Annotated in this window: 11 protein-coding genes and 2 rRNA genes; 6 read left to right on the top strand and 7 right to left on the bottom strand. The window is 37.9% G+C overall.

What is annotated here, in order from left to right:
* The first annotated feature begins 25 nt into the window (after nt 1-25).
* The 4 genes from JR347_RS17070 (at nt 26) to JR347_RS17055 (ending at nt 7,486) form a co-directional block, all read left to right on the top strand.
* Nucleotides 26-2,907 (top strand): 23S ribosomal RNA (locus JR347_RS17070).
* 75 nt (nt 2,908-2,982) lie between these two features.
* A 5S ribosomal RNA gene (rrf, locus tag JR347_RS17065) occupies nt 2,983-3,094 on the top strand.
* Nucleotides 3,095-3,212: 118 nt separating this feature from the next.
* Nucleotides 3,213-5,870 carry a hypothetical protein gene (locus JR347_RS17060; RefSeq protein WP_205721788.1) on the top strand — a complete coding sequence of 886 codons (2,658 nt, stop codon included), beginning with the start codon at nt 3,213-3,215 and terminating at the stop codon, nt 5,868-5,870.
* A 2-nt stretch (nt 5,871-5,872) separates the two neighbouring features.
* Nucleotides 5,873-7,486: a mechanosensitive ion channel family protein gene (locus tag JR347_RS17055; protein ID WP_205721787.1), complete on the top strand. Its 1,614-nt coding sequence runs from the start codon at nt 5,873-5,875 to the stop codon at nt 7,484-7,486.
* On the opposite strand, the gene bioA is transcribed toward JR347_RS17055, so the two are convergent.
* The 3 genes from bioA to JR347_RS17040 are packed head-to-tail and all read right to left on the bottom strand — an operon-like array spanning nt 7,470 to nt 10,460.
* Nucleotides 7,470-8,744, bottom strand: coding sequence for an adenosylmethionine--8-amino-7-oxononanoate transaminase (gene bioA / locus JR347_RS17050; protein WP_205721786.1), 1,275 nt, complete (start codon nt 8,742-8,744; stop codon nt 7,470-7,472). The genes JR347_RS17055 and bioA overlap by 17 nt on opposite strands.
* Nucleotides 8,728-9,342: a dethiobiotin synthase gene (gene bioD / locus JR347_RS17045; RefSeq protein WP_205721785.1), complete on the bottom strand. Its 615-nt coding sequence runs from the start codon at nt 9,340-9,342 to the stop codon at nt 8,728-8,730. The genes bioA and bioD overlap by 17 nt, the downstream gene beginning before the upstream one ends.
* Nucleotides 9,339-10,460: an aminotransferase class I/II-fold pyridoxal phosphate-dependent enzyme gene (locus JR347_RS17040; protein ID WP_205721784.1), complete on the bottom strand. Its 1,122-nt coding sequence runs from the start codon at nt 10,458-10,460 to the stop codon at nt 9,339-9,341. The genes bioD and JR347_RS17040 overlap by 4 nt, the downstream gene beginning before the upstream one ends.
* Before the next feature lie 51 nt (nt 10,461-10,511).
* On the opposite strand from JR347_RS17040, the gene JR347_RS17035 reads away from it, so the two are divergent.
* Nucleotides 10,512-11,483 (top strand): lipid A-modifier LpxR family protein, encoded by a 972-nt coding sequence (locus tag JR347_RS17035; RefSeq protein ID WP_394369436.1) that lies wholly within the window; start codon nt 10,512-10,514, stop codon nt 11,481-11,483.
* Nucleotide 11,484: 1 nt separating this feature from the next.
* Here the strand turns inward: JR347_RS17035 and JR347_RS17030 are convergent, their stop codons facing one another.
* Nucleotides 11,485-12,345 carry an SDR family oxidoreductase gene (locus tag JR347_RS17030; protein ID WP_205721782.1) on the bottom strand — a complete coding sequence of 287 codons (861 nt, stop codon included), beginning with the start codon at nt 12,343-12,345 and terminating at the stop codon, nt 11,485-11,487.
* A 109-nt stretch (nt 12,346-12,454) separates the two neighbouring features.
* Here JR347_RS17030 and JR347_RS17025 point away from each other — a divergent pair, with 109 nt between their 5' ends.
* Nucleotides 12,455-13,399: an OmpA/MotB family protein gene (locus JR347_RS17025; RefSeq protein WP_205721781.1), complete on the top strand. Its 945-nt coding sequence runs from the start codon at nt 12,455-12,457 to the stop codon at nt 13,397-13,399.
* 48 nt (nt 13,400-13,447) lie between these two features.
* On the opposite strand, the gene JR347_RS17020 is transcribed toward JR347_RS17025, so the two are convergent.
* From JR347_RS17020 to JR347_RS17010, 3 genes are all read right to left on the bottom strand, one after another.
* Entirely contained in the window at nt 13,448-14,101 is a 654-nt protein-coding gene (locus JR347_RS17020; RefSeq protein WP_205721780.1) for a hypothetical protein, read from the bottom strand.
* A gap of 83 nt (nt 14,102-14,184) precedes the next feature.
* Nucleotides 14,185-18,513: a reprolysin-like metallopeptidase gene (locus tag JR347_RS17015; protein ID WP_205721779.1), complete on the bottom strand. Its 4,329-nt coding sequence runs from the start codon at nt 18,511-18,513 to the stop codon at nt 14,185-14,187.
* Nucleotides 18,513-19,013, bottom strand: coding sequence for a hypothetical protein (locus tag JR347_RS17010; protein WP_205721778.1), 501 nt, complete (start codon nt 19,011-19,013; stop codon nt 18,513-18,515). The genes JR347_RS17015 and JR347_RS17010 overlap by 1 nt, the downstream gene beginning before the upstream one ends.
* Nucleotides 19,014-19,015 lie beyond the last annotated feature (2 nt).

Here is a 19,015-nt window from a genome sequence, read left to right as displayed (position 1 = left end):
CAAAAGCAGTCAACAAAAGAAAATAGAGAAAGTAAATAAGGGCGTATGGAGGATGCCTTGGCTCTTAGAGGCGATGAAGGACGTGATAAGCTGCGATAAGCTGCGGGGATTAGCAAATATGAATTGATCCGTAGATTTCCGAATGGGACAACCCGGCTAGTTGAAGACTAGTCACTCCGCAAGGAGAGCAAACCCGGAGAACTGAAACATCTAAGTACCCGGAGGAAGAGAAAACAATAGTGATTCTGTTAGTAGTGGCGAGCGAACGCGGAATAGCCCAAACCGATTCAGTTACGGCTGGATCGGGGTTGTAGGACTACAATAATTATTAATAATAGAACAAGAACTGTATGGGAATACAGGCCATAGAGGGTGACAGCCCCGTATTGGTAACCTTATTAATGATAGTAGTATCCTGAGTAGGGCGGGACAGGTGAAATCCCGTCTGAATCTGCCGGCACCATCCGGTAAGGCTAAATACTCCTAAGAGACCGATAGTGAACAAGTACCGTGAGGGAAAGGTGAAAAGTACCCTGAATAAGGGGGTGAAATAGTACCTGAAACCATACGCTTACAAGCGGTTGGAGCAACTTCGTGTTGTGACAGCGTGCCTTTTGCATAATGAGCCTACGAGTTACTCCTCACTGGCAAGGTTAAGTGATTAGAGTCACGGAGCCGGAGCGAAAGCGAGTCTGAATAGGGCGCATAAGTCAGTGGGGGTAGACGCGAAACTTGGTGATCTACCCATGACCAGGATGAAGGTGCGGTAACACGCACTGGAGGTCCGAACCAGTAAACGTTGAAAAGTTTTTGGATGAGTTGTGGGTAGGGGTGAAAGGCCAATCAAACTGAGAAATAGCTCGTACTCCCCGAAATGCTTTTAGGAGCAGCGTGGAGGTTAAGTCTAATAGAGGTAGAGCTACCAATAGGACTAGGGGGAGTCACATCCTACCAAATCCTGATGAACTCCGAATGCTATTAGATATACTCTGCAGTGAGGGCAAGGGTGCTAAGGTCCTTGTCCGAAAGGGAAAGAACCCGGACCAACAGCTAAGGTCCCCAAATTTACACTAAGTTGAACTAAGGTAGTCCAGTTGCTGAGACAGCCAGGATGTTGGCTTGGAAGCAGCCATTCATTTAAAGAGTGCGTAACAGCTCACTGGTCGAGCGACAGGGCATCGATGATAATCGGGCATTAAGTGTAATACCGAAGCTTTGGCAGAATTTATTCTGGGTAGGGGAGCATTCCATTCACAGTGAAGCCGTATGGTAATGTATGGTGGAGTGTATGGAAAAGCAAATGTAGGCATAAGTAACGATAAGGCGGGTGAGAAACCCGCCCACCGATAGACTAAGGTTTCCTGATCAACGCTAATCGGATCAGGGTTAGTCGGGACCTAAGGCGAACCCGAAGGGGGTAGTCGATGGACCATGGGTTAATATTCCCATACTACCGTTAACAGCGATGGAGTGACGGAGAAGTGAAAGGCTCGCGTGCTGACGGAATAGCACGTTAAAGGGTGTAGGTATTGGACTTGTAGGCAAATCCGCAAGACTAGCTGAACCTGATAGTACCGCAATCCTTCGGGAGCGCGGATAGTGGCCCTAATCAGGCTTCCAAGAAAAACTTCTAAGTAATGTTAATGGTACCCGTACCGCAAACCGACACAGGTAGTCAAGGAGAGAATCCTAAGGTGCTCGAGTGATTCATGGCTAAGGAACTAGGCAAAATGGCCCTGTAACTTCGGGAGAAGGGGCGCTTCCTCACCTTCGGGTGAGAAGCCGCAGTGAAAAGGCCCAGGCGACTGTTTAGCAAAAACACATGGCTTTGCGAAATCGAAAGATGATGTATAAGGCCTGACACCTGCCCGGTGCTGGAAGGTTAAGGGGGATGTTATCCGTAAGGAGAAGCATTGAACTGAAGCCCCAGTAAACGGCGGCCGTAACTATAACGGTCCTAAGGTAGCGAAATTCCTTGTCGGGTAAGTTCCGACCTGCACGAATGGTGCAACGATCTGGGCACTGTCTCGGCCATGAGCTCGGTGAAATTGTAGTCGCGGTGAAGATGCCGCGTACCCGCAACGGGACGGAAAGACCCCATGAACCTTTACTACAGCTTAACATTGACATTGTGTAAATAATGTGTAGGATAGGTGGGAGACTACGAAGCGGTGCCGCCAGGTGTCGTGGAGTCGTTGTTGAAATACCACCCTTTATTTACGTGATGCCTAATCCCTGTAAGGGAGACAGTGTTTGGTGGGTAGTTTGACTGGGGTGGTCGCCTCCAAAAGAGTAACGGAGGCTTTCAAAGGTTCCCTCAGTACGGTTGGTAATCGTGCGCAGAGTGCAATAGCATAAGGGAGCTTGACTGTGAGACCTACAAGTCGATCAGGGTCGAAAGACGGATATAGTGATCCGGTGGTTCCGCATGGAAGGGCCATCGCTCAAAGGATAAAAGGTACTCTGGGGATAACAGGCTGATCTCCCCCAAGAGCTCACATCGACGGGGAGGTTTGGCACCTCGATGTCGGCTCGTCACATCCTGGGGCTGGAGAAGGTCCCAAGGGTTGGGCTGTTCGCCCATTAAAGTGGCACGCGAGCTGGGTTCAGAACGTCGTGAGACAGTTCGGTCCCTATCTGTTGTGGGCGTAAGAAGTTTGAGAAGATCTGACCTTAGTACGAGAGGACCGGGTTGGACTAACCTCTGGTGTACCGGTTGTGGTGCCAGCTGCACCGCCGGGTAGCTATGTTAGGAAGGGATAAGCGCTGAAAGCATCTAAGTGCGAAACCCACTTCAAGATGAGACTTCTTTAAAAGGACGTTAAAGACGATGACGTTGATAGGCTGCAGGTGTAAAGGCAGAGATGTCAAAGCTGAGCAGTACTAATTACCTGTAAACTTTCTCTAGGGCTATGCCCTCATAAATTCTTTCATAACACAATGTCAACGATATTAACTGTGGTAAAGTCCACAGTAAGATTTTATGGTGACTATAGCGATGGTGTCCACCTCTTCCCATTCCGAACAGAGAAGTTAAGCCCATCAGCGCCAATGGTACTGCAATAATATGTGGGAGAGTAGGTCGTTGCCAGCTTTTATTTATCTGCCTATGGTAGAGCTAAACCCTTAGATAACCTCTAAGGGTTTTTTGCTTTGTAGATATTCTGTTAGTAGAAGATATCCAAATTAAGTTTATTTGTAAAAAAGCCACATTGAATAAGCGAGCCCTTCTTTTTACACTTCTCATTTTAATCACTGGAATTTCATACTTATTTTATAATAAGTACTATACTCGAATTGAGTCAGATGAGTGGGAATATATAACTGAACATGCATGTTTAGTTATGGAGTTTGATAACCCGATATTATTGGATAGTGAGGGCAAAGGACTAAGGTTGCTCAAAAAGTTCAATGGTGGGTTCATACATAATGACTTTTATGATTCATTACAAATAAATCAAAATTCCGCTGATAGATTTCTAGTATCATATTATCAAACAGGAAAATCTGGTTTTGATCAAACTTTAATTATAAAATCAAACTCTAGTCTGTTTAAGCCGCTTATCAGTAGTTTGCTAAAGAAAAGTTCAAATGATAAAGGAAGAAAATATCTCGATAAGGAAATTTATGATATTAAAATAGATGAGGATAAATACTCCTACACATATGATGGTGAGTATATAATTTTCAGTTCATCTCCTCTATTGATAGAAGATGTTATAAGAGTTGGATCAGATTCTAATTTAAAATTATTTAAAACGGTTAATTATAAGTTATTAACTGTTCCGAAGCTTTCTAGTGATGAAGGCAATGTTTATATAAATATTGATAGGCTTGATAATTTGCTGAACGTCTTTACTAAAGAAGATTTAAGCTTCATTAAGATATATGGCAGTAGTTCTTTTTTAGATGTTTCAGTAAGTGAAAATACTTTCACTTTAAACGGCTTCACCAATATAGACGGAGGCGATTATACGAATACATTTATTGAGCAAACACCTATTAAGGATAGGTTTAATTATGTTATACCATCAAATGCGTTGTCTGCCAAGAAATTTTTAGTAAGTGATCCGTTAAAGTGGAAAAGTAATCTCATAGAATATTGGAAAGAAGAGAATAGTAAATTTTCTATTTCAAGAAATGATTTTCTAAAAAAGTATCAGCTTAAGGAAAATGAATATTTTTCTAACCTGAAGGACGGGCTTTGTTATGTAGAAGTTATTGATGGGCCATCAAATGAGGCACTACTTTATGCTTCTGTAAAGGATGTCACCGATTATCTTTCTAAGCTCAACAAGCTTTCTGAATCAGTAAGTACTCTTTCTGGTGATTCTTTGTATGTAGAATCATACGGAAATTATGAAATTACTGAATTGGGCATTCCAAATTTTCCTAAGTTGATGTTTGGCGAAGTATTCGAGGGATTTGAATCTGTATACTTCTTAAAACTTAATGATTACATTGTTTTTGGAACAACAATTAATGTTTTAAAGGATTTAGTTCAGAGCATAGAATCTGAAAGAACATGGGGCAGAGAATTAAGCTTCAATGAGTTTTTTTCCAGTGGGCTTGATGAGATTAACATAGGCTATAACTATAATTTGCTGAGGCTATGGCCTTCAATAATTGAAAATATTGATCCTGTTTGGAAGGATTTCTTTTTAGACAATGAATCTGAATTTAAGAGTTATCGATTAGGGCAAATTCAATTAAGCAGAATTGACGAAAGTTTTTATACTAATGTATCGTTTGAAAAATCAAAGCAAGCAAAGAATCAAGCCAGATCGGTATTTACAGCTGATCACACTCTGACGTTTACAAATGCCATAACTAGTAAGCCTTATGTAGTCAAAAATCATAATACCAATCTTTTAGAGACACTTGTTCAGGACTCGCTGAATAATGTATCTCTCATATCAAATGATGGAAAGAAGTTATGGACTGTAAAAATTGATGAACAGATAAATTCAGAAATTACTCAGATTGACTTCTATAAAAATGATAAACTCCAATATTTTTTTACCACGAGAAGTTACATTTATATAATAGACAGACTTGGTAATTTTGTTGAAGATTATCCTAAAAAGTTATCATTTACATGTAGAGGGTCGAGGGTTGTTGACTATGATAAAACCAAATCTTACCGATTTGTATTAATAGCAACTTCAGGTGATATTTATTTATTCAATAAGCATGGTAAATCGCTTGATGGTTGGGATCCATTAAAGATTACCGGTGAACATGTATTTACACCATTTCATTTGCGAATTAGAGGTAAAGATTGTTTTGTTACCCTTTTAAAAGATGGAACTTTAACACTCTATACTAGAAGAGGTCAGGTATATAATGGATTTCCAAAAAAACTGGGTGACAGATTTAGTTCAAGGATTTTTGTAGAATCAGGAAGTGATTTATCGAAATCTTATCTTCATTTAGTATCTAATTCCGGTAAATTCTATCGAATTAACTTAGAAGGTGTGGTAGATAATACGCAAGAATTATTTAGGCAGACTAAGGAGGCTAAATTCAATATTGTTCCTGACGCGTTTGAAGAGTCTTATATTATTGCTAGGCAAGACAAACAAAGGCTTGTTTTATTAAATGAACGTTTTGAAGAAATTTTAGCCAAGGATTATTTAGGCTCAGAAGAACTTGAAGTGCAATACTATTATTTTTCTCCTGACAATAAAATTTATGCGATTACTGATAAACTACAAGGCTTTACCTATTTATACAAGTCTAACGGAGAATTGATTAATTCTAGACCAGTAAGTAGCGATAGTGAAATAGGTCTATTATATTCAGAGGTATCTAATGAATATACAATGTATATAGTTTCGGGTGATACTTATTCCAGGATAAAGTTTTAAAAATGAGAATTACATTATTGATATTATTATTGGGTATTAGCGGCCTTTTAAAAGGTCAGAAAAAGGATACTGTTAGCTATAATCTTGCAACCCCTTATGATGCTGTAATAACTCATTTGCAGTATTTACAACCTGACAGTTATTATCCTGAAATTGCCTCTAAAGCCTTAAAAAATGAAGGTAGAAGCAATGAAGAGATAGTTTCCCTATCGATTAAGTTAAAGCAAATTTTTGATGGTTCAGGAGAAGAAATTGAAATTGACGAGATACCAAGAACTCCAAACTACATTGATTCTACAAATAATAGGGCTAGATATATTGTTAGTAAAAAATTCCCTGATCTTTATTTAGAAAAATATGGCTCCAGGTGGAAGTATTCGGCTAAATCAGTGAAGAAAATTGATGCCCTGCATGCTGATATTTATCCGTTTGGCACAGCCAAACTTCTTCATTTATTACCTCCGAATTCCGGAGGGTTTAAACTATTTGGATTATGGGGTTGGCAACTAGCCGGAATTCTGATACTGATAATTATATGCGTTGTACTACATAAAATATTTACACTTGTTATCGAAAAGCTGATCATTCAGATACTACTAAGAATGGGGTATCGAAAATTAGCAGATGAAGTTGTGATTCCAGTAGCTAAACCAATTAGCTTCCTCATAATATTCCCTATTCTGATCGTATTTGTGCCGGTATTGCAATTGCCTATTAGCATGAGTAAGTATGTGATTATAGCGCTCAAGGCAATATGGCCTGTTTTTGCTATTGTATTTTTCTATAGGCTAGTAGATATATTTTCACTCTACCTATCTAAGATGGCTGAGAAAACTGAGAGTACTCTGGATGATCAATTGGTGCCATTGCTACGTAAAGTACTTAAGACATTCGTAGTAATTGTTGGTGGTCTTTTTATTCTTGATAATCTCGAGTTCGATATTACAGGCTTGATTGCAGGTATTTCCATTGGTGGTTTAGCCTTTGCACTAGCAGCACAGGATACCATTAAAAATTTCTTTGGCTCTCTCATGATCTTTGTTGACAGGCCATTTCAAGTAGGTGATTGGATAACTTCCGGAGATGTTGACGGCACAGTTGAAGAAGTTGGCTTTCGATCGACCAGAATTCGAACCTTTAGAAATTCCGTTATGTACATACCTAATGGTGTGATCACCAATCAAATGATTGATAACCATGGATTAAGGGTATATAGAAGGTTTATGACTAATATATCCTTAACGTATGATACGCCTCCTGATTTGATAGAGGTGTTTGTTGATGGACTTAAGGAAATTGTAAAGAAGCACCCTAAAACGCGTAAAGATTACTATGAAATACACTTTAACAATATGGGTGCATCTTCACTAGATGTATTGTTCTACATATTTTTTGAGGTACCCACATGGACAGAAGAACTAAGATCTAGACATGAGGTGCTTTTGGAGGTTGTTAAATTGGCCGAGAATCTTGGAGTTAACTTTGCATTCCCAACACAAACATTGCATGTGGAAACTTTCCCTGAAAAGAAGGGCAATTCTCCCGAATACACTAAAAACACACCTGAGTTAAGAAAGAAATTAGAAGAGTTTTTAGCCACTAAGCGTGCTCAGTAAGAAACTCTGTTATTGCTGAATAGACTTGATTAAGTTGTTGTTCAGTAATGATATAGGGAGGTAGTATGTAAATGAGGTTGCCTAATGGTCGGAGTAATACATTTCTTGAAATGAAAAATGGGTAAAGCTGATTTCTCATTTCACTGAAGTATGAGGTATCATCATCAGACTTAAATTCCAATGCTAATATTGTTCCCAGAACCCTTACTTCCTTAACTATATTTTTGTTTTTTATTGAATCAGCAAAATTCAAATGGCATTGATGTATTAATTCGATTCCCTTCGCGCATTTTGGTTTTTGAAGCAACTTAAAACTTGCATTAGCCGCTGCGCAGGCCATTGGATTAGCAGTGTATGAGTGCCCATGCAAGAATGCTTTTTTAAGTTCGGGAGTTTGAAATGCATCCTCAATTTCCTTAGTACATGATGTTACACCCATGGCCAAAGCACCTCCAGTTAACCCTTTTGAAAGACAAAAAATGTCTGGCTTATTCACTAGATAATCAGAAGCGAATAGTTTACCAGTTCTTCCGAAACCAGTCATCACTTCATCAGCAATACACAAAACATTATGTTCGCGTGCTACTGTTATAAGCTCATCCAGAAATGACGCATCGTACATTCTCATTCCAGCGGCACCTTGCACAAGCGGTTCGAAAATGAAAGCCGCAATTTCACCTGTATTTAAATACTCAACAAACTGTTTTTTGACTTCATTGAGGTTTGAAGGCGTGGGAAAGTCAATAAATTCTACTTCAAACAAATGATTAAAAAATGGTCTCGTAAAATCGCCACGTTCGCCTACAGACATGGAACCAAAAGTATCGCCATGATAGGCACCATCAATAGCAATAAATTTATTTTTCTGTGTTCCTTTATTATACCAATATTGAATAACCATTTTAAGTGCTACCTCTACAGCAGTACTGCCATTATCTGAGTAGAAGATTTTATGCTGGTTAGATGGTAAAATGGAAAGAAGGTTTTCAGCTAACTCAATAGCAGGTTGGTGAGTAAAGCCAGCAAAAATTACATGCTCAAGGCTTGCAGCCTGTTCCGCTATTGCTTTTGTTATTTCTGGATGAGCATGTCCATGAATATTTACCCACCAAGATGAAATGGCATCAATTATTTTGCGATCATCTTCTGTGATTAAATAAACGCCTTCTGCCCGTTTGATCATTAATGGATCATCCACACCTTTTAAAGGTGTAAATGGATGCCAAACTGATACCTTATCCCTACCAACCCAATTCATTCCAACGTTCTTTTAAACTCTTTGAAAGCGATTTAACTGTTTCAGCATTTACTGTATCCATTTTCCCAACCTTAAAAATGCACGGGCAATTAGCATGCTGCATGATTATATCTTCTGTTGATGGGTTGGGGGTGTCGTTGAAAATGATTCCTTTAAGTTGAATATCTGCCTTTTTCAGATATTCCAGAGTTAACAGAGTGTGGTTAATACTCCCCAAATAATTGTTTGAAATAAGTATCACTTCAGTATTTAAGTGCTTGGCCAAATCAATCACAAATTCTTTAGAATTAATTGGCACTAAACAACCTCCTGCTCCTTCAATAATCAAATTCTGTTCCTCTTGTAAACTAAAATCTTCAATTGATATTTTTACATTATCTATTTCTGCAGCATAATGAGGCGAAGCCGGTGTATTTAGTACGTACCTTTCCGGTAGTGTAGTTACCTTCCCTTCTGTTAGCCGTTGAATCAAATCTTTGTCAGTTGGTGTACCTGCCTGTATCGGCTTCCAGTACTTCGCATTTAATGCCAAGCTTAATGCGGCTGAGATAACTGTTTTTCCGCTATCTGTACCTATTGCAGTGACGAAATAGTTCATAGGTTCGCTAAGGTAGCCACCAGATTGTAAATTTCATCTTCTGTATTGAAGGAATGCAGACAAATTCTTAATCTTTCTTGTCCCTCTTTAACAGTGGGCGAAAGTATTGGACGAACATCAAAGCCTGATTTCTGAAGTGTTGCTGCGGCATTTTTCACATTATTATTACCAGAGATTAATATTGTTTGAATTGGATGATCATTACTAACCCTTGAAAATTTAGTGTTCAATTTCTCTTCAAATAGATCATTATAAAATTCTACATTGTTGAAAAGCTGTACCCTCGGTTCATTTGATTTTAAAATATGGTTAAATCCTTCTTTGATTGAGATGTATGAGTGGTCAGGTAATGCGGTAGTGTAGATAAAAGGTCTCGCAAAATTTATGAGATAGGTTATCAAATCTTTCGATCCGGCAATTGCAGCTCCATGACACCCAATCGCTTTACCGAATGTGAACACCCGGCAGAAAATTTTGTCTTCCAATTTTAATTCTTCAGATAGCCCACCACCCTTACGACCATATAGTCCTGTTGTATGTGCTTCATCTAATATCAATCTGGCTTTATGTTTTTCACAGATATCAATAACATCTTTTAGTGGAGCAAAATCCCCATCCATAGAATAAGCAGATTCTATTACTACATAGCGATCACCTTCTGCTAAATCCAGTCGCTTCTTAAGATCGGCCAGATCATTATGCTTGAATGATTTTTTATTAGCTAAACTCAACCTCATACCATCTTTAATACTCGCATGCACAAGTTCATCATAAATGATAGTATCTCCTTTTTGAGGGATGGAAGAAATAACGGCCAGATTAGCCAAGTAACCAGAATTTAAGATCAGACAACTTTCTGCTGAAAATTGTTCAGTTAAAAAGGCTTCCGTTTCCTCGGCAATTGCACTATTACCAGATAACAGTCTTGAACCTGTTGACCCAAGATTTAAATTCTTCGATTGCCTTTCTACTTTGGCTTTTAAGGTTTCATTTCTAGAAAGACCCAAATAATCGTTAGACGAAAAGTCTACTAAACCATTGGTTGTCTTCAAGCTTCTGATGCTATTATTCTGTTTTCTTTTATTTAATTGATCAGTAAGCTTTTTAGGAAGGGTCATTTCTAAAATGTTTCTATTTTAGCGGCTAAAATACTGATTATCCGATCGTTGATGAAAATACAAGCCTTTCTATTTTTTCTACTGCCATTTAGTTGCTTGGCTCAGGAAGTTTTTAACAGTCATCGTATGGATAGAGAACTAACAGTGCGGTATGATAACGATGTTGTTTTTGTAATCGATCAATACTACACATCTGGGGCAGATATATCTTATGCCAGAGTGGTTGGCCAAGAAAAATTCTTTGGAAAGTTATTTAGCACTTCTTATGATGATTCTAAGGTGATTATGAGAATTGATTATGGCCATAAGATTTTTACACCCCAAAAAATACGTGAACCAGATGTAATAAGGAGGGATCGGCCGTTTGCGGGGTGGCATTATACGGGGCTTTGGTTTGATAATTATCCTTCAAAAAATGCATCTAACCAGTATGGTGTTAGGCTGGGTATGGTGGGCCCAAGCTCCGGGATAGGAAACTTCCAGTTATGGTGGCATGATGTAGCAAGCATTACGGCACCCAAAGGTTGGGAGTTAGAAATTCAGGATGAGTTTGTGATTAATCTTAATTATTTAAGGACTCAAAGAGTACCTATCGCAAAATCATTTGATTTGGTGAGTGAAACCCAGTTGACTGCTGGTAACGGAAGTACGAGGGCTTATCAGCAATTAATAATGCGGCTAGGTGAATTAAACCCTTTAGATAATTCTGGATATAATAGAAGTAGATTGTCTAAGAATATCCCTGAATTAGGAAAAATAGATCAGTTTTTAGAGGAAGGATTTTTCTTTTATGGGCTAAGAGCGGAGTACATCAATCATAATATTTTTATAGAAGGTAGCAGAATAGGCAAAGCAAGTCCGCATGAAGAACAAGCCGAAAAATTTATGATTACGCACGTTTGGGGCGGTGTGTATTCAAGTCATTATACAACATTCAAAGTATTGTTTTACAGGATGAGTCCTGAGGTGGTTGGTGGCAACGTGCACCGCTATATAAGTTTGGAATTAGGTTTTAGATTCTAACTTATTTTTTTGATCTCATTTTTTCAAGCTGCTCCCATAAATCCTGAGGCACTGCTTCGAGGCCATTGAACTCGCCAGCACCATTAATCCATTCGCCACCATCTATAGTTACAACCTCACCATTTACATAAGCAGAATAATCGGACATAAGGTAAGCTGCCAGATTCGCCAATTCCTGATGTTCTCCGAATCTTTTAAGAGGTATTCTTTTCAACGGATCTATTTGTTCAGCAACCTCTCCCGGGAATAACCTTTTCCACGCCCCTTCAGTTGGAAATGGACCTGGTGCAATGGCATTACTTCTGATATTATACTTTGCCCATTCAGCTGCAAGAGATCTTGTAAGTGCCAAAACGCCAGCCTTAGCACAAGCTGATGGTACAACATAACCGGAGCCAGTCCAGGCATAAGTGGTAACTATATTTAGAAATGTACCCGCTTGCTTTTTCTCTATCCAGTTTTTACCATTAGCTAATGTAAAGTTGTATGTTCCTCGCAATACAATGTCTACTACAATATCAAATGCTCTGTGAGAAAGTCTTTCTGTTGGGCTAATAAAGTTTCCAGCAGCATTGTTTAAAACACCATTAATCTGGCCGAATTTTGACTCAGTCTCTTTTATAACATGGAGTACTTCATCATATTTCCTAATATCGCAAGCTACGGGTAGCACTTTCCCACCAGTCTCTTTTTCTAGCTCAGCAGCAGATTTTTCCAATACTTCCAGCTTCCTACTGGTAATAACAAGGTTGGCTCCGAGTTCTAAAAAGTATTTCCCCATCGATTTACCGAGGCCTGTGCCACCACCTGTTACAATAATGGTTTTTCCTTTTAGAGAATCTTCTTTAAGCATGCCAGTCATAATTGTAAGTTTTAACTTTAAATATATTTAATCATAAGCCGAGTAAACAGAACAAACCACTTTTTATTTCGTTTGTCGATTTCGGATATTAGTATGTAAATATAAAGACATGAGAAAAGTAATAGTTTTCATTGGGTTGTTTGCGCTGGTAGGTTCGTGCGTTACTCAGAAGAAGTATGATGAGCTGCTAGCCAGTAAGATTAATCTGGAATCTGATTTGGCGAATTGCAGGGATAGTTTAGCTACTGCACTTGCTACCATTGACAGGCTAAACAATGAAATTGCAACTTTAAAGAAAGATACTAGTCAGCTCAAAAATAAAATAAAGAATTTGACTGGTGACTTAAGTAGCTTAAGTAAGGATCACGCTCAGCTTCAAAAGTTGTATGATAACTTACTTGGAAATAGCGGTAAAATGACACGTGATTTAGCTGAGCAAGAGGAAAGGTTGCTTGCTACCAAAGAAGAACTTGAGAGAGCAAGACAACAAAACGAACAGCTTAGTGCTGATTTAGCTGTGCGAGAGCAGAAGGTGAAAGAACTGGAACAGATTTTGGAAAATAAAGATAAGGCCGTTCAGGCCCTTAAAAAGAGAATTAATGAGGCTTTACTAAACTTTAAAGAGAGTGATTTAACGGTATCTGTTAAGAACGGGAAAGTATATGTTTCATTAGCTGAACAGCTATTATTTAAGTCTGGCAGTACAAGTGTTGACCCTAAAGGAGTTAGTGCTTTGCAGCAATTAGCTAAGGCCATTAAAGATCAGGAGGATTTGAATATAATGGTGGAAGGCCATACCGATGATGTGCCTATCTCCAGGACTTCACAATATATGAATGATAATTGGGATTTATCTGTGCTAAGAGCCACATCAATCATTAGAATTTTAACTAAGGCCGGAGTGTCTTCAGATCAGGTGATGGCTGCTGGAAGAGGGGAGTTTATGCCAGTTGATTCTAACGACACGAAGGAGGGTAGGCAGAAAAACAGAAGAACTGAGATAATTATTACTCCTAATTTGGATGAGCTCTTTCAAATATTGGAGACGAATTAAATGAAAAAAGCCTCTCGAATTTCGAGAGGCTTTTTTGTTCTTCCCTGCTTATCTTCCTCTGCTTCTACCTGAACTTGTTGATCTGCTTGGAGCACTGCTTCTATTTGATTTCTCGTAAGAAGTTCTACTCACTCGGCTATGATCTTGTTTATCGGTATGGTATCTATCTCTTCTGGTATAAGTCACATCAGCAGATCTTCTAGAATCGTGATGGTCTCTTTTACCATTTTTATAGTGACCATTCTTATGTCCGTTCCCAGGACTATTACCATGTACATGATGTGGTCTTCTGTTATTTACATACACCACATGGTTATGTCCGTTGTGAAAATGACTATTACAGTTGTTATAATAAGTAGTGTAATAATTTGAATGGTATCCGCAAACTGAACCGCAAACATGGTTTACAAGAGGGTAATCATATCTTACTATTCTTCTGTTTATCCAACCATCATTTCTTACAGAAACTTCAACGAATACATCACCTCTTTTAAGAATAAGTTCGAAATATCTTACTCCATAATTGGTAACTCTTGAGGCATGAACGATGTCATATCCGTAGTAATTATTATACACTACGTTATGTACTCTGTTTGGCAAATTCCAACCCAGTTCTACTCCAAAAGAAGTAACGAAATACTGTGCGTTTACTAGTGAAGAAAAACCTACAACTAATGCGAGAGTTAATAATATCTTTTTCATGGCTCTTCGTTTTTTGATTTGATAAGAAGAGTGCAACGATGATGCCAAAAATATTTTAACCTACTTAAACATCTGATTATCAGTTAGTTGAAATTCGATTTTATAACCTTAAAAATCTGTGTTTCTGATGCGCTAGATAGTCTAATTAGATAAATTCCATTAGGGTAGCTGGATAAATCAACAGATATTTTTGAATTGGCAACAACCTTCGGAGCTACAATTTTCTGGCCTCTGGAATCGTAAATGATCAGATCAACTTCCTGTTTATTTTCATTCAATTCAATATTAAGAATACCTTCAAATGGGTTAGGACTAATAATTACTTCATCAGCCAAATTATTACTAACCGATAGGACAAGTGTTGAAGCGGAGGCCTCATTACTGAAATCAGATTCTCCGCCAGTATTTATTGCCTTTATTCTATAAAAATACTCAGTTAGCTCTCCCAAATTATCATCGTCAAACGATGTTGAATTAGCACTAATTGAGGCTATTTCTACATAATTATTATTCTCACCAACGCTTCGCTCAACTATATAATTATCTTCATTATCGGCTACATCTACCCAGCTTAAGCTTATTTGACTTAAGTCTATTGCTTCGGCAATTAGATTAGTAGGTGAAGCTGGTGGTAATGGGAGTAATAGTGCCGATACCTCATTGCTATAGCCTGAACTCCCTCCAGAGTTTATTGCTTTAACTCTATAGAAATATTCATTATCAAGGTTTAAGTTGATATCTTCAAATATTGTGGATTCTGATTCTAATGTGGCAATTACTACATAGTTTAAATTGTTTTGTATACTTCTCTCAATAACATAATTCTCTTCATTATTAGAATTATCATTCCACGTAAGGTTAATTTGATCAAGACCTTCAATTTCAGCAGTCAAATTAGTTGGGTTAGCAGGAGGTAGAGATAATGTACGACCAATTAGAATTGCAGAATAGTCTGACTCAAGAGTTCCTTTAAAATTTTTAATTCTATAAGAATAATAGGTTCCGGGTTCTAAGGAATCGTCTGTATAGCTGGTCGTGTTAGGTGTTAATATTGCAATTTCCAAAAACACACCATTCTCTAATCTTTCCAAAACAACACCTTCTTCATCATTATTATTATCTGTCCAGTTTAGCGTAAGACTATTAGCAGTAATATTAGATAAGTTAAGATTAGCAGGAGCAAATGGAAAAAATGAAATCGATTCTTCATTTGATGGGTTGGAATTTGTTGTGCTTAATGCAATTATCCTGTAATAGTATGAATCTGATACAGAAATTGTTGCATCTGAATATGTTGTAACGCCTGCACCTACTGTTGCTATTTCTGAAAAATTGGTATTGTTATTTGTAGATCTCTCAATGGAAAAGCCCGTTTCACTTCGTGAGTTGTCGTGCCAATTTAGAATTACCACACTATCATTTGAAGAGCCAGCTGTTAAGTTAGATGGTGGTAGCGTCTTTCCATTACCTATTGTACAAATTTCTAAGCCCCACGCATCTAAAGAGCCTCCATCTTGATCAAAAACATCTGATATTCTGAGCTGCCATATACCATAAGCTTCCAACCCATTTAAAGCATCTAATGAAGTTTGAGGTTGATAAGTCCCTCCATCTGTAGGGGGACAAGGAATAGACCCAACAGAAGCTCCAGAATCGAAATTAATATTGAAATCATCTTGATCATCACATATTTGACTAAAGAGAGTAGCCCCGGCACTTGATGGAGATAAAATTTGAACAATTAAGTCACTTATGTAGGTATGTGTCCCCTGTAATCCAATAACATTGATGTCTGATATTGGTCCTTCACTATTCATCATCAATTCTGAAACTATTTGTTGAGTTCCAACACTCTCTATAGTAATTGGAACATCCGTGCTTTCTAGTGTTGTACAGCTAGGGGTACCTGTTGTGAAAGAACTAACCGAGTAATCACTATCCTCACAACCTCCAAAGCTTTTTACCCTAACATAATATGTAGTACTTTCTTCCAGATTAGAATAAGTAAACAACCCTCCAGCAGAACTATTGTAACCTGAAATAATATTAGTGAAGGCTTCATCTGTTGCTAATTCGCCAAAATAGAGGAAACTACCGCGTATGTCATTCCAAACTACTGTACCAGAAGTGGCAACCTCTGTTTCACCATTTTCAGGAGATAAAATATTTAATATATCAGGCTCGCCATCATAAATATCCAAAACTAGATTAAGCCTTCTCTCGCTGACTCCATAATTGGCAATTAAATCTAAATAGTAAGTACCATCTGCAGTTAAATCAGGGTTATTTATTGTTAATATACTTTTGTTCCCTGGCGCTACAATGTTTTGAGAGAACTCTGCATTAATTCCATCTGTTAATCCTTCCAATGTTAACGTTACATTTTCTGAATAACCCAATATACTTCCAACACTTATTTCAATTTCTTTTGATTCTTCACCGCAAATAACTATCGAGCTATTATCTAATGAAAGATTATAATCTGGCTTAGTTGGCTCATTTATTAAAAAATCTATGTTATTAATATCAAAAAAAGCGTTATCTACAGCTTCAATCATAATTCTGGCGCGTGTAGTTATAATATCAGGTATTAACACTAACTCACTGCCATCATTTAATGTATTCGAACGCAATACATGGGGGTAAGTTAGACCTCCGTCCTCTGACAATAGTATATTTACATACTTACAATTTACTGGTGATAAATTTGTGTTTGCAACATCCCAAGTTACTTCAACATTATTTTTAGCTTCCACCTCAGTGGTGGTGTTAAAAGAATTAATAATAAATGGGCCGGCTTCTGTTGTAACATTGAAGAGTAAATTATCATAATTCACGCCCCCGCCACCATCAGCATTATCTCGAGCAATAAACCTGAATGATAATGATCGATCATAGTCTGGTAGAATTTCGCCTAAAGTTTGAGTGTTATTTATAATATCGCTCAGTTGCGGGAAGTATCGGGTTCGATTCGTAGTTGGGCTAAATGATCGAAACAATGGGGCATTTCCACTTGGGCTATTTGGATGACCAGCAGGCCCTAAGTCATGTTGCTCCCAGGCAAAGGTCAATTCATCTCCATCTGGGTCTGAAGCTGAGCCCATCAGTTTAAAAGGAGTATTTGCTGGGATAGTAAATCCACCTTCGCCTGCATATACATCTGGAGGAGTGTTACCTGTTGATGTGATTGTAGGGCAGTTATTGCCTGATCCATCGACACTATATGCTAATATTTCGTCATAGCTGGCACTATGGAAGTAAGGGTCGCTATTATTTTGGATGTTTTGAGGTGAACAAATACCGGCATAGGCTAAAATGGTCGTCCCGCTTCCAGGCTCATAGGCTGTAGAGCTGTTTCTATTGCCGCCAGTGCATGAACCAGATGTTCCATTGAAAGTATGATTAGCACCAAATTGATGACCAATTTCATGTGCCACATAGTCAACATCGTAAGGGTCTCCAATGGGTGTACTAGTACCAGTTACCCCGCGTGCATTACCACCACTTATACATGGTCCGGGGCCAGCAAGTCCACCGGCACCAGTAGAAAACCCATGACCAACATCATATGTGCCTGCTCCCAAAATGTTATCTATCTCTGCTTGTACTTCATTTATAAACGAACTCGCACTACCGTTTGTGTATGGATCGGTGTTTGGGTCGGTGAAAATTAATAAGTCTGTATTACCCACCAATTCAAACGAAATAGCTACTTCAGATTCATAAATACCAGTTACCCTATTCATTGTTGTAACTATGGCAGACAGAGCGTCTGGCACAGTTCCTCCATGAAATTGAGTGTATTCTCCGGTTGTAGAAATGGCAATACTGTAAGTTCGTAATTCTGTGCCTGATGATCTTTCTGAAGATTGATTAGATTTAGCTTCCGTTCTAAGAGCGACACTTTGCTTATCGTTTAAAACATCATCATTTGAAAAACCCTCTTTAGAAGCTATGAAGTCTTTCTTATAGTATACCTGATATTCAGACTTGGAATTTAAATTGATTGGATCAATAAAAATTGTTCCTTCCGCTGATTGGAACATACCATGAAAACCTTTGCTGGTTATATCAAACCTTCCTGAATATTTATTATTCAATGATTTGCCTTTATAAGCCTTGATGTCAGGGTATTTTTCTTTTAATTCTTTGGACATTACTCCTGATTCTTCCAAAGTAAATTGGGCAAAATCACCATTGGGTAATGGCACTTCAATAGTAGTTTGATTACTGCTTAAATTATCCGCCAATTTCGGTAGGTCTAAATTGTAGAATTTAGATTGACGTGTTGAAATACTTATTTCCTTTCTTTCATTTGACGTGCTTTTGGCCTCTGACCATAGGCTTTGACCATTAGATAGGTTGGGGATGGTTATGAAAGCCAGAAGCGTAACTTTGAACAATTTATTCATTACTTAATTACTTTATCGATGAAAGGGTTATCAGAATTTTTTACAGCGTACTTTTTATCATAAACGATGTAGTACTCACTTTTTTTCTCAACTGGGTTAATGTAGTAAGTGGTTTGCTTATCTGTAATCATAAGATAGAAACCTGATGGGTTGATGTCTATGCGGCCTAAAACAATGTCATCATTACCAATAATTTTATATGACTTAATTTCAGGAAATTTTGCCGCAAGTTCTGGGCTCATCGTGCCAGATTCTTCAAGATGATTTTCTTGATATTCACCACCTAATGTTGGAGTAATTACCTTGTTAGTTGTAGTTAAATGATTCTTTAATTTATCAAAGTCTAATTTATAACTATTAAACTCCTTAGGTAAGGTTTCACTTTTACTAATACTAGTTGGTTGCCAGTAAGAAATTGTATTTGCGGTTTTTTGATTATCAGTTGGCTTACAGCAATATGCTAATAAGCCAACTAATAATAACATAGGTATGTATTTCATTA

It is taken from the genome of Fulvivirga lutea, assembly GCF_017068455.1.
In the GTDB taxonomy this organism is placed as follows: Bacteria; Bacteroidota; Bacteroidia; order Cytophagales; family Cyclobacteriaceae; genus Fulvivirga; species Fulvivirga lutea.
The sequence above is the reverse complement of the archived record's forward strand: the minus strand, read 5'-3'. Positions and strand labels throughout refer to the sequence as shown.

What these genes read in the sequence shown, in the direction of transcription:
- JR347_RS17030 (WP_205721782.1), bottom strand. Translation starts at nt 12,345, where the DNA reads ATGACTGGCATGCTTAAAGAAGATTCTCTAAAAGGAAAAACCATTATT.
- bioA (WP_205721786.1), bottom strand. Translation starts at nt 8,744, where the DNA reads ATGAATTGGGTTGGTAGGGATAAGGTATCAGTTTGGCATCCATTTACA.
- JR347_RS17010 (WP_205721778.1), bottom strand. Translation starts at nt 19,013, where the DNA reads ATGAAATACATACCTATGTTATTATTAGTTGGCTTATTAGCATATTGC.
- JR347_RS17055 (WP_205721787.1), top strand. Translation starts at nt 5,873, where the DNA reads ATGAGAATTACATTATTGATATTATTATTGGGTATTAGCGGCCTTTTA.
- JR347_RS17025 (WP_205721781.1), top strand. Translation starts at nt 12,455, where the DNA reads ATGAGAAAAGTAATAGTTTTCATTGGGTTGTTTGCGCTGGTAGGTTCG.
- JR347_RS17035 (WP_394369436.1), top strand. Translation starts at nt 10,512, where the DNA reads ATGAAAATACAAGCCTTTCTATTTTTTCTACTGCCATTTAGTTGCTTG.
- bioD (WP_205721785.1), bottom strand. Translation starts at nt 9,342, where the DNA reads ATGAACTATTTCGTCACTGCAATAGGTACAGATAGCGGAAAAACAGTT.
- JR347_RS17015 (WP_205721779.1), bottom strand. Translation starts at nt 18,513, where the DNA reads ATGAATAAATTGTTCAAAGTTACGCTTCTGGCTTTCATAACCATCCCC.
- JR347_RS17040 (WP_205721784.1), bottom strand. Translation starts at nt 10,460, where the DNA reads ATGACCCTTCCTAAAAAGCTTACTGATCAATTAAATAAAAGAAAACAG.
- JR347_RS17020 (WP_205721780.1), bottom strand. Translation starts at nt 14,101, where the DNA reads ATGAAAAAGATATTATTAACTCTCGCATTAGTTGTAGGTTTTTCTTCA.